This window comes from Variovorax sp. YR566 (genome assembly GCF_051992195.1).
GTDB lineage: Bacteria > Pseudomonadota > Gammaproteobacteria > Burkholderiales > Burkholderiaceae_C > Variovorax.
Window position 1 is genome coordinate 138,240 of the sequence record NZ_CP197093.1, and the last position, 12,069, is coordinate 150,308.

At 61.4% G+C, this 12,069-nt stretch carries 5 protein-coding genes; 1 reads left to right on the forward strand and 4 read right to left on the reverse strand.

Annotation, left to right across the window (positions count from 1 at the left end; translation table 11 throughout):
* Positions 1-158: 158 nt before the first annotated feature.
* Positions 159-944, forward strand: a complete 786-nt coding sequence (locus tag ACTG4X_RS34730) for a metallophosphoesterase (protein ID WP_440534603.1) — start codon at positions 159-161, stop codon at positions 942-944.
* Positions 945-1,066: 122 nt separating this feature from the next.
* Here ACTG4X_RS34730 and ACTG4X_RS34735 read toward each other — a convergent pair whose 3' ends face one another.
* The 4 genes from ACTG4X_RS34735 to ACTG4X_RS34750 form a co-directional block, all read right to left on the reverse strand.
* The gene (locus ACTG4X_RS34735; protein ID WP_440534604.1) at positions 1,067-1,558 is read right to left on the reverse strand and encodes a hypothetical protein; all 492 of its coding nucleotides are present in this window, start codon (positions 1,556-1,558) and stop codon (positions 1,067-1,069) included.
* On the reverse strand, positions 1,555-6,117 hold the full coding sequence (locus tag ACTG4X_RS34740) for an RHS repeat-associated core domain-containing protein (RefSeq protein WP_440534605.1): 4,563 nt from the start codon (positions 6,115-6,117) through the stop codon (positions 1,555-1,557). The genes ACTG4X_RS34735 and ACTG4X_RS34740 overlap by 4 nt, the downstream gene beginning before the upstream one ends.
* Positions 6,118-6,262: 145 nt before the next feature.
* The gene (locus ACTG4X_RS34745; protein ID WP_440534606.1) at positions 6,263-6,652 is read right to left on the reverse strand and encodes a hypothetical protein; all 390 of its coding nucleotides are present in this window, start codon (positions 6,650-6,652) and stop codon (positions 6,263-6,265) included.
* A 394-nt stretch (positions 6,653-7,046) separates the two neighbouring features.
* A complete protein-coding gene (locus tag ACTG4X_RS34750) occupies positions 7,047-11,075 on the reverse strand; it encodes an RHS repeat-associated core domain-containing protein (protein WP_440534607.1) in 4,029 nt (1,342 codons plus the stop codon).
* Positions 11,076-12,069 lie beyond the last annotated feature (994 nt).

Consider the following 12,069-nt stretch of genomic DNA (forward strand, 5'->3'; position numbering starts at 1 on the left):
CAAGGCGTCGACGGGGCTGACGAACCCTGGGTTGCGCTCGACGACGCCTATTGGCAATTCGGTCACTGCAAAGACCACCTGGTGGCGTGTGGCTCGTTCACCGGCTTCGACGACAAGGCCAGTGCCGAGCTTCGCGCTCGCTTTGAAGGTATCTCCCGATGAAACTCCTGATCCTTTCCGACCTTCATCTCGAGTTCGCGCCATTCGAGCCGGAGCCAAGTCTCGAGTTCGATGTCGTCATCCTCGCCGGCGACATCCACTCGCCAGCCAAGCGCGCTGTCCAATGGGCAGCGGATCGCTTCCGCCGCAAGCCCGTGGTGTACCTGCTGGGCAATCATGAGTACTACGACGGCCGCCTGGACACGACACTGACCGATGCACGTCGGGAGGCCGAGGGCAGCAACGTTCATCTCCTTGACGGTGACGAGCTGGTGATCGACGGCGTGCGCTTTCTCGGCGCGACGCTGTGGACAGACTTCGAGCTCGCCGTCGAGACGCCCGAAGGACTGATCAGCGACGCAGCACGCGCCATGAAGATGGCGACCAACCTGCTGAACGACTACACACTGATCCGGGCACCCGACGAGTCAGCAGAGCCCGACACCTGGCGCCACAAGCAAGGAAGAAAGCTGCAAGCGGCCGACACGCTTCAGATTCATCAGGCGCAGCGCGCGTGGCTGCAAGAAAAACTTGCAGAACCCTTCGCCGGCTCGACGGTGGTGGTGACGCACCATGCGCCTCATCGCGGGTCGTTGGCGCAGCGCTACGCCGACGATTGGGCTTCAGGCGCCTTTGTCACCGAGCTTCCGGAGGTCTTCTTCGAAGTACCTGTGCTCTGGGTGCACGGACACACACATCAGCGCTTCGATTATCAGGTCCGGTCCTGCCGGGTGATATGCAACCCGCGAGGTTATGTGAACTGGAGCGGAAGGATCGATGTATGAGTGCTTGTCCGAGGCGTCTGCGCGCCACTCCTCATGGAGTAGTGCAGTGAGTTTCCCAATTGAAGTGTGATGCGAGCATCACTTCCGCCTGCTGCGTGCACTATGGCTACCTTGGCGTGACCTTATCTTGCTTTCAGATCTTCTTCATACCCTGACAAGATCTCCTCATCCAAGAAATTCAGTCGCGTCTTCAGTCGCGCGGCGTTCTCTTTCGATGGCTCCACGTTTACCGGGATGAGTTGGTCTATGGGGCCCCCCTGTTCGGCCGCCTCAACCCATTCTTGCATCGCACCAACGTAGGCATCAAGAGCGGTCGCGGGGTTTGGACTCTCCTCGCAGGTGATGTATGCAGGCGGGAGGTCTCCAACGATGACCCAGATCCACTCGTCAACATCCTGTCGGGTCGGCTCAATCCTGAACAGGAAGACGCCAACTATTCCTGGGTACATCAAGCCAACATACTGTTCAGTAATGCGCCCACACCAAGTGTAGTACTCAAGGAAGGTTCGAGCTTCTTCATGCAGCTTTTTGATCAACTCTGAATCAGGATCAAGACTCCCCGCATTGAGGAAGTATTTGTCCCAAGAAAACAGTTTCGAGAAATCAATACTCATCGTCTACCCCTTCGCCCCCATCGTGAAAAATCACCTGCGTCATCATGACGGCCTCGATGCTCATCGTCCGGTCTTGGTTTGATGTTTCGCCAATCATCAGTTCCTCCATCAGCAAGCGGAATTTCATGTGACCCCTGATGCTTTTTGCCACTGGCGTCCTGCGGCCACGAAGCTCCATTTCCTCTCTCCCAATCGCCTCGCAACTGGTCCAGGTTTTTCCATCGCCCCTTGTGCCACCAACTGAACGGTCCATCAGGTGCATCATCCTCTACGTCCCCGTTACCCTTTGACGACTGAATCAGGTCGCCGATTCCTTGGCAAATTCCCAGGATTCGCCCCGGTATGGTCATGTCCAGGGGCGAGATCGGTCGAGGTTGTAGTCGGGGCCACGATATACCAGGAGGTGGAATAGGAATGCCGTCAGGATCGAGCAAAGGCGGTCGACGCACGCAACCACCAAAGGGCACGTAGCAATCCCAGTCCAGCCCGTCGCGATCTGAGATTCCAAGGGGATTGCCCCCCGCGTAGATCCGACGATTCCAACCGCCACCCAATCCGATCGGATCGTTCTGCGTATAGAAGCCGCCTAGTGGTGAGTACGTCCTGAAGCCGTTGTAGAAGAGCCCCGACTCCGAATCCGCGTACTGCCCCGGATACCTGAGGTTGAACTTCACCTCGGCGATGCTGGTGGTGCCCGGGTTAGGTGTGGCCTCCGTGTTGGCGAATCGGTACCTCGCCAGCGTTGGCTTGTCCTCGCCGAAGGTGCTGTAGCCCCATTGCCAGACAGCTTGCCCGTCTGCGTTCGTGAGCTTGCGCGGCGTGTTCAGGTGATCGCTGTGGATGGCGTAGGTAGTGCCATTGATGATGGCAGCGATCGGCATCGGCCCACTCGCCGTGGGCAGGTAGATGTACTGCGCCTCGCCCGTGCTGGCCGTACCACCACTGCCCACCTCGGCGATCAGCGTGCCCTGCTCATCGTAGGTGTAGGCATAGCCCAGTTGCTCGGCCGTGGCAGTCGTCGGGCTCCAAAGCTGCCTGAAGAATGCGATCAAGCTGGCCATGAAGCCCGAGTCGCTCTCGTCGCCTTGCGTGGCCGGGTACAGCGGTTCAGTCTTGAACACCCGCTGTCCGAGCGCGTTGTGCGCATAGCGCGTGGTCGGGCTGGTGTCGGTCGCACCGGTCGTCGCATTGCTCAATCGCCCTTCGGCGTCATAGCCATAGCTGCGCAGTCCGTCGCTCACGAGGTCACCGTTGGCGTTGTTGCCGTACGTGACGCTGGTGCTGCTCGATCCATTGATGAGCTGTGTAAACCCCGAGAGCTGGTTGCTCGTCGAACTCACGGTGTAGGTGCGGGTGGTGACTTGGCCGTTCGCTTCCCGGCGGCTGCTCGTGCGGTTGCCGTTGGCGTCGTAGCCGAAGCTGGCGGTGTTGCCAGTGGCGTCGAAGCTGGTGAGGCGACCCACGCTGCTGTAGCCAGCGCTCCAGGTGACATTGGCGTTGGCAATGGTGCTGTTGGCCGGATCGCTGTCGCCTGGCTGCCAGAGGTTCTGCGTGAGACTGGTGATGCGGCCAGCCGCGTCATAGCCATAGCTGCTGAACTCGGTGGCAGTCATGCGCCCGGCTGTGTCGTAGCTGCGGCTGGCTGCCAACTGTGGGCTGCTGGTGGTGAAGGCCCAGGTCCATGCAGTGGGCTGGCCCAGCGGGTTCCAGGCGATGCCTGTGACCAGCGGGTTGCCGTTCCAGTTCAGGCCCGTGGGGCGGCCGGTGCTGTCGTAGCTGTAGCTGAGCGTGCCGCCATTGGGGTAGCCGATGCTCGCGAGGGTGCCGTTGGCATTAAAGGCGTAGCTGACCTGCTGAGCGCTTCCGTTGGCCAGGGTCTGCTTCTTGAGGGTCACCCGCCCGAAGCTGTCGCGGGTGTACTCGGTGGTGCCGCTGCGGTCGATGATCTCGGAGAGGTATCCCTTGCTGTTGGCCGTGAGGTCGTAGCGCAGGGTGGTGGTCTTGCCGTCGGCGAAGACCAGGCCGATAGGACGGCCTAAAGCATCGCGGGTGATCGTCGTTGCTTGACCCAGGGCGTCGGTGACCTGGCTGGGCAGGCCGAGGTTGTCGTACTGGGTGGCGGAGCCACCTGTGTCCGCACTGCTCTCGGCGGTGGCGTTGCCTTGGGCATCCCGGGTGTAGCTGGTGACGACTCCCTTGAAGTCGCTGGCCGATGTCACCGCGTCCAGGGCGTTGTAGCTCAGGTTGGCGTTGGCGCTGGCCGCATCGGTCACGCTCTTGACGCGGCGCAGGGTGTCCAGGCTGTACAGAGACATCTGGCCCAGGCCGTTGGCGCTTTGGGTGAGCTCACCGTTGGTGTCGTAGCCGAAGCTACTGGACTGATTGGCACCTTCGGTCCGGCCCGAAAGGCGGTTGATGCTGTTGACGGTGCGCGCAACGCTCCAGGCGACATTGCCTGAGCTGTCCTTGATCTGCTCGGCAGTGCGGTTGCCCATGCCGTCGAGGGTGTAGGTGCCGATCTCGCCGCGGTTGTTGCTCCAGCCGGTCAGGCGGTGGGCTGCGTCGTAGGCGTAAGTCAGGATCAGACCACTGGGCAAGGACGCTGTCTCCAGCGTGCCGTAGGGCTTGTAGGTCAGCGTGGTGGTCTGGCCGCCGACGGATTGGGTCAGGAGGCGGTCGCGCTGGTCATAGGTGTAAGTGGTGACCAGACCGTTGGGCGCTGTACTGCTCGCCACCCGATTCGCGGTGTCGTAGGCGTAGCTGGTGACGTGGCCCAACGCGTTCGTCGACGTGAGGACGTTGCCGCGGTTGTCGTAGGTGAAGCTCGTCACCACACCGTTGGGCTCGGTGGCGATTTCGACCAACTGCGATGTGTTGTAGGTCCACTGCCAGAGTTGAGCCTTGTTGGTGGCGGTGTCGGTGACGGTCTTCGACAACACATTGCCGAGGGCGTCGTAGGTATAGGCAGTGGTGCGACCGGCTTCGGTCACCAATGTTGGCAAGCTGAAGGTCGCATGCCACTGCGTCGTCACTGTCCGGGCATCGGTGGTGCCGGAGGCCTGGACGACCGCGGTGGGCAGACGTCGGGTGGTGTCCCAGGTCGTGGCGGTCACCGCACCCTTGAAGTCGGTCTCCGAAGTGATCAGGCCGTTTGTGTCCTGCACGCGGCTGGCGGCATCGACTTCATCGAGACCCGAGACCAGGCTACCGCTGATGGCCGTCAGTCTGCCTTTCGTGGCGCTATAGCCGTAGGTGCGCGTAGTACCCAAGGGGTCAACGATCGAAGCCGTGCTGCCCGAATAGCTGACCTGGTAACGGTCCACTGAGCCCGCCAGGGCCGAATCGATCGCCCGTCCCTGGCTGTCATAGGCGAAGGTGGCAAAGCGCGCACCGCTCTCGTCAAGGATGCCCGTCAGGGCCTGCGGGAAGGATGTGTTTTCGTAGACGAAGCTGCGAGTCCTGGCATCCGGATAGGTGACAACGGCCAGGCGGCCGGTCGTGTCGTAGGCATAGCCAATGACGCGCAGGTCAGGTGTGGTGACACTCACCAGTTGGCCGGCGGTGTTGTAGGTCAGGGCCAGCGTGCGGCCGAAGCCGTTGCTGATGGAGGACAGTTGCCCCGCGGTGTCGTAGGTGTAGGCCGTGGTCCAGCCGTTGCGCGGGGTGAGCGTCTGGAGTTTCCCATCGGCTGTGAAGCTCAGAACGGCATCGTCGTCGGCGCGGCGATAGCTCCAGGTGCCGTCAGTGTTCTGGCTGAGAATGTCGGCGCTGTTTGTGGCACTCCAGGCCGTGGCACCAGAGGTCTTGAAGAAGGTCCGAAGAAAGCCTTCCGCGCTGGTGATGGTGACAGCGGTTGGGCTGGTCGAGGGTGTCGCAGTCAGAGCCGTCGTGTGGTTGTGCCCCCAGGCTTTCCCCATTGAGCCGGCCGAGTGCGTGGCGTCTGTGCCCCAGGTGCTGCGGTAGATCCGGGAGAAGGACAGGGCTGCCGGTCCGCTGTCGACGAAGTCCGTCTCGAAACGGTATTTCTCGGCCGTTGCGGGAAGGATAGGGTTCTTTGTACCCAAGCCTGCCACCTTGCAGATAGGCGGCTCGGGAGTCGCGGCGACGCAAGCGGTTCCAGATGGATCGTCCTGATAACGCAGTGCACACCGGCAACTGCCGGATGATGTTGCGGTGCTGTTCGTGGGACAGGTTCCAGCGATGGGCGTATAGAGGTTGGCCGTCATTGGGCCGACACGCGTTGTTCCGGCCATCGCGTACACAGTACACGTGGCCTCCTGATTGCCACCAACCACCGATCCCATCGTGACCACGCCGGCTTCAAAGGCCCAACCCGGAATTGCCTTCTGTCTGGCGGCCACGTATCCATCGCACGCAGCTTGAGCACTTGTGTAGCCGCTACCTACATTGGTCGAAGAGGTGAAGCTCCAATAGTTCACCGCCTGCACGTCAGCGTGTACCAGCGGAGGCAGCATCAGCATCGCAAGCGCCCATTGCACAAGAAATCGCCCGCAGCGGCGCCGATCAAGCGCGCACATCCCCCAGCGCCGAGCGCTCATGTTCTTCTCCTCAGGGCCACTTCGGGCTTGTTGTTGATTCGAGCCGGCCGCTCAGGGTTCGATGCAGACAGCGACGAGGACACTAAGGGGCGATCGAGGAGAAATATGGTGGTTTTTTGTTTCTCTCTTGCTGGCCGGGAAAGAGCTATTTCATCGCCACGCCGATCGCACCGAAGAAGGGAGTTAGCTGCTTTGAAAGCAGTTGCCCCACCTTAAGCATTTCGTGGTTCGAATAAATCAATCGCCCCGTCGCAATATCGATCACTTCGGAATCGTAGCCACCACTCTGCCAGCAGGGAATGCGAGCAAACCACTTGTCCAGAACAATGCCTTGAATCACCTTGCCCAAGTCGCCTCCAAGGATCATTCGGCCCAGATGAAAAAACCGACCAAAAAGAGATGTAGCAGTTGCGAAGAGGTGTGCCGTAGGCAAACCAAAGGTCGCTCTCAATAGAGAATGCTCATGTCGGCGGGGCATACGGGCGAGTGGATCGTCGGATTTCTGTGTCAATCCAACGCGAGACTCCTTGAGCATTGGCACGATCCTCAAGAAGAACCACACATGCTGGGTTTGGCCTCGGAGGGATATACAACGCATCCCCACTTGACACTACCTTGCGTCAGTGTCGGCTCCTGAATCACAACCACACCGTATTTTTTGCTGTGCACAACAATCGAACCACTTGCAGTGATCCAGCCAAAATCCACCGGCACGACGCTCAAGCCATCGCTCCGAGGTTTCAGTGTCATCGCTCCTGCGTTGGGCACGGCCTGGCCCGTTGAGAGTGCCTGCGATATCTCGTTGCGAAGTGACGTTGTGTCTCCTACGAGCAAGCCAACATAAGAGCGCGGCGTGACCTCATCGACGTGACTACACGCACCAACGCCGGCAAAGAGAAGCACGCAGCACGCGCACCGCATGAATTTCATTATTTGCATGTGCAGTCCTTCATTGCATTGCGTGCCTTGATGTACTTCGTGATGAGCTGTTGAGTGATCATTACATCGGCTTTGTCGTCCAACTGTCGATGGAAGTAGCCTAGTGGGTTGCCCATTCTGAAGCTGTTGCTGAGCAGTCGTCGAGCTATCGACTCATTGACATGGAGAAGCTCATGCGCGAGGGTCTGTAAGAACTGGTATTCGTCTCCGCTCCTTACACACTTGGAACTATCGCCGAATCGATCAGAATTTATTCTGATGTTGTTCGTCCAATCGGTCATGCCTAACCCGTTCTCACCCATCGGGAAAGGATTCACTGAAGAAGGCGATTTCGGAAAATCCATTGGATAGCTATCCCGAAGTGTTCCAAGCGCTGCGCTAATTTCGGCAGCTGTAGAGAGTCCCTGTGGGTCGATGAAACTCAAAGGATTTGCTTCCGCATAGATTCGCCGATTCCAGCCGCCGGCGAGGCCGATCGGATCGTTCTGCGTGTATTGATCCAGTCCCGCAATGTAGCTGCGGAATCCGTTGTAGCTCAGCCCCGACTCCTCATCCGCGTACTGCCCTGGGTACCTTAGGTTGAACTTCACCTCCGCAATGCCGGTGGTGCCCGGGTTCGGTGTTGTCTCCGTGTTGGCGAAGCGATACTTCGCCAGCGTCGGTTTGTCTTCCCCGAAGGCGCTATCGCCCCATTGCCAGACAGGCTGGCCGTCTGCATTCGTCAGCTTGCGCGGGGTGTTAAGGTGATCGCTGTGCACGGCATAGGTGTTGCCGTTGATGATGGCTGCGATCGGCATCGGCCCACTCGCCGTGGGCAGGTAGACGTACTGCGCCTCGCCCGTGCTGTTCGTGCCACCACTGCCCACCTCGGCGATCAGCGTACCTTGCTCGTCGTAGATGTAGGCATAGCCTAGTTGCTCAGCCGTCGCGGTCGTCGGACTCCACAGTTGCCGGAAAAACGCGATCAGGCTGGCCATGAAGCCCGAGTCGCTTTCGTCGCCTTGCGTGGCCGGGTACAACGGCTCGGTCTTGAACACCCGCTGGCCCAGCGCGTTGTGCGCATAGCGCGTGGTCGGGCTGGTGTCGGTCGCACCCGTCGTCGCATTGCTCAGGCGCCCTTCGGCGTCATAGCCATAGCTGCGCAGTCCGTCGCTCACGAGGTCACCGTTGGCGGTATAGCCGTAGGTGACGCTGGTGCTGCTCGAGCCGTTGATGGTCTGCGCAAATCCCATCAGCTTGTTGACGCCCGAGCCTACGGTATAGGTGCGGCTGGTGGTCTGGCCGTTCAGGACCCGGGTGCTACTGGAGCGGTTGCCATTGGCGTCGTAGCCGAAGCTGGCAGTGTTGCCCGTTGCGTTGAAGCTCGTGAGGCGACCCACGCTGTTGTAGCCGGCGCTCCAAGTGACATTGGCGTTGGCGATGGTGCTGTTGGTGGAATCGCTGTCGCCGGGCTGCCAGAGGTTTTGCGTGAGACTGGTGATGCGGCCCGCGGCATCGTAACTGTAGCCGCTGAACTCGGTGGTTATCAGTCGGCCTGCGGTGTCGTAGCTGCGGCTGGCTGCCAGTTGAGGACTGCTGGTAGTGAAAGCCCAAGTCCATGCCGTGGGCTGACCCAATGGGTTCCAGGCGATGCCACTGACCAGCGGGTTGCCGTTCCAGCTCAAGGCAGTCAGGCGGCCGGTAGCGTCGTAGCTGTGGCTGAGCGTGCCGCCGTTGGGATAGCCGATGCTCGCGAGCGTGCCGTTGGGGTTGTAGGCGTAGCTGACCTGCTGGGTGGTGCCGTTGGCGAGCGTCTGCTTCTTGAGGGTGACGCGCCCGAAGCTGTCCCGGGTGTATTCGGTGGTGCCGCTGCGGTCGACGATCTCGGACAGATACCCCTTGCTGTTGGTGCTGAGGTCGTAACGCAGAGTGGTGGTCTTGCCGTCGGCAAAGACCAGACCGGTGGGGCGGCCCAGGGCGTCTCGGGTGATGGTTGTTGTCTGGCCCAGGGCGTCGGTGACCTGACTCGGTAGGCCAAGGGCGTCGTACTGGGTGCCGGAGCCGCCGGTGTCGGCGCTGGATTCGGTGGTGGCGTTGCCTTGGGCATCGCGTGCGTAGGTCGTGGTGACGCCCTTGAAGTCGCTGGCCGAGGTCACCGCGTCCAGGGCGTTGTAGTTGAGGCTTGCGCTGGCGCTGGCCGCATCGGTCACGGTCTTGACGCGGCGTAGGTTGTCCAGGCTGTATTGAGTGCTCTGACTCAGCCCGTTGGTTTCGGTGACCAAGTCTCCGTTGTTGTTGTAGCCGAAGGCACTTGCCTGGTTCGGCCCATCCGTCCTGGCCGAAACCCGGTTGATCGCGTTGATCGTGCGGGCGCTCGTCCAGGCGACGTTGCCGGCGCTGTCCTTGATCTGTTCGGCGGTGCGGTTACCCATGGCGTCCAGGGTGTAGGTGCCGGACTCGCCGCGGTTGCTGCTCCAGCCAATCAGGCGGTGAGCGGCGTCATAGGCGTAGCTGAACGCCAGGCCCGTCGGCAGACTCAAGGTCGCGAGCGTGCCGGTGGCGTTGTAGGTCAGCGTGGTGATCTGCAGGCCACCCACCGTATACGTCGTCAACCGGTCCCGGGTGTCGTAGGTGTAGGTCGCCACCAATCCGTTGGCCGCGCTCATGCTCACCAGATGGTTGGCGCTGTCGTAGGCGTAGCTGGTGGCCTGGCCAAGCGCACTGGAAGCCTGGACGAGGTTGCCGAGCGTGTCGTAGGTGAAGCTGGTGACAGCGCCGTTGGGTTCGGTCTCGGTCGCCACCAGCCCCTGGGCGTTGTAGGTCCATTGCCAGGTCCGCGCAGTGGCACTCGTCGAGCCGGTATCGGTGACGGTTTGCGACAGCGCGTTGCCGTTCGCGTCATAGGCCCATGCCGTCGTTCGCCCGGACTCGGTGACCAGGACGGGCAGGGCCAGCGTCGCATGCCACTGGATGGTCTTGCTCTGCGCCTCAGTGGCGTTGGGCGCACGGACGACGGTCAGCGGCAAGCGCCGTGTGGTGTCCCAGGTCACACTGCGCACCGGGAGGTACTTGAAGTCCGATTCGGCGGTCACCAGGCCGTTGCCGTCCACGGTGCGCGAGACCGCATCGCGCTCACCCATCGCGGCGGGGGTCGAGGCGCTGACGACGTTCAACCGGTTGGCCGCCGTGTTGTAGGTGTAGCTGCGAACGGTCCCCAGCGGATCGGTCACCTTGGCTGTCGTGGACGATGGATAGCTGACCTGGTACAGAGCCACCGAGCCTGCGTGCTCACTGCTGATCGCCTGGCCCAGCGAGTTGTAGGCGAAGGTGGCGAAGCGCACGCCAGCCTCGTCGGTGATGCCTGTGAGCGCTTGTGGGAACGACGTGTTCTCGTACAGGTAGGTGCGTGTCGTGGCGTCCACAGCGGTGAAAGTGACCAGTCGGCCCGAACCGTCGTAGCTATAGCCGATGCTTCGCCCGTCCGGCGTGGTGACAGATTGCAGCAGGCCCGCGGCGTTGTACGCGAATGTGATCGTGCGCCCGAAGGCATTGCTGACGGAGGCCAGTCGGCCGGCGCTGTCGTAGAGGTAGGTGGTCGTCCAACCATTGCGCGCGACCATCGTCTGCAGCAGGCCGGCGGCGTTGAAGTTGAGCGTGGCATCGTCATCGGCTCGCCGGTAGGTCCAGCCTCCGCTGGCCGTGACCATCAGCGTGTCGACACTGTTGGTGGCTTGCCAGCTCACGCCGTCACTGGCGCGCTTGAAGAAACGCAGGTAGCCCTCGCCCGTGGTGAGCGTGACCAGGCCGATGGTGCCGGTGGTCACGCCCAGCCGCATGGCGTGGTTGTGGCTCCAGGCCGTGCCCAGACTCGTGACATCGTGGCTGATGGCGCTGCTGTTGGCCCAGTTGCTGCGGTAGATGCGCACGAAGCTCAGTGGTGCCAGGCCGCCGTCGACGAAATCCGTCTCGCTCTGGAGCTTCTCGGCCGTGGCGGGCACGAGGGGGTTGCCGAAGGTTTCGCCGTCAGCTGCGCGCGTCATGCCGGCATCGGCGCTCGGTGCACGGCAAGACTGGGCGGCCGTAGCGGACGCTGGCTCAGCCGGCATGGGGGACGCGTAGATGCCGCAAAAGTTCGTGGCATACGGAGAGTCCCAGATCTGACTCCAGCCGGTCCGGCAATTCGCTGTACGCGTCCCAGTGATGGTGAACAGGGCCCTGGTCTGGACATCCGAACATGCGCCGCCGGACAGGTACCCCCATTGAAATGACAAGCTGCGTTTCGTGGTGAGTGCCTGGTTCGAGTTGACGAAACCATCGCTCGCGGTCGTGCTCTGCGTGCCTGTGGTGTAGGCCATCTGGCACAGGTTCGAGGTGCTGCTGAAGTACGCGTTCCATGTGCTCTGGATCGCCTCCTCCTCGGTCGAGCCGCTTCCATAGCCTGTGGCGTAGGTCCAACCCGAGAAGCTCGCTGGCGAGAGCTCGCAATTCATGTTGCCAGTGGCAATGAACTGCCTGCAGTTCGCGTCGATGGTCTGGGCCTGGCTGCATACCGCCAGCATCCACAGGATCGCCCCTCCTCCAACCACACGCATCCACCGGCGCCAAGCGCTCATGTTCTTCTCCTCAGGGCCACTTCGGGCTTGTTCTTGATTCAAGCCGATCGCTCAGGATGCAGCGTGGGCGGCAATGAGGAAATTAAGGGGTGATTGAGGAGAGATTTGGTGGATTGGTCTCAAATCTCTTGCGGACCGTGCGACGCCGCCGCCACTGCACCCGGTGTTAGACACATCCATCGGTCACCCGCGAAAGACCAGGACAGGCACAGCCTCGAGCGCACCGAGGACGTACGCAGAGACCATCCCAAGTGGACGTATCTCGAATATCGCAGTATCGACTTCGTGCTCGATCCACCTGAGTTTGTGCATCCAGCCGGTGCCGCACGTGGGCAACCCGGCCCGTCTTGACCACCGCACCCGTCAGAGCCCCGTCCAGCAGATCGATTGACCTCACGAGAACTACCATGTGCCACATTGG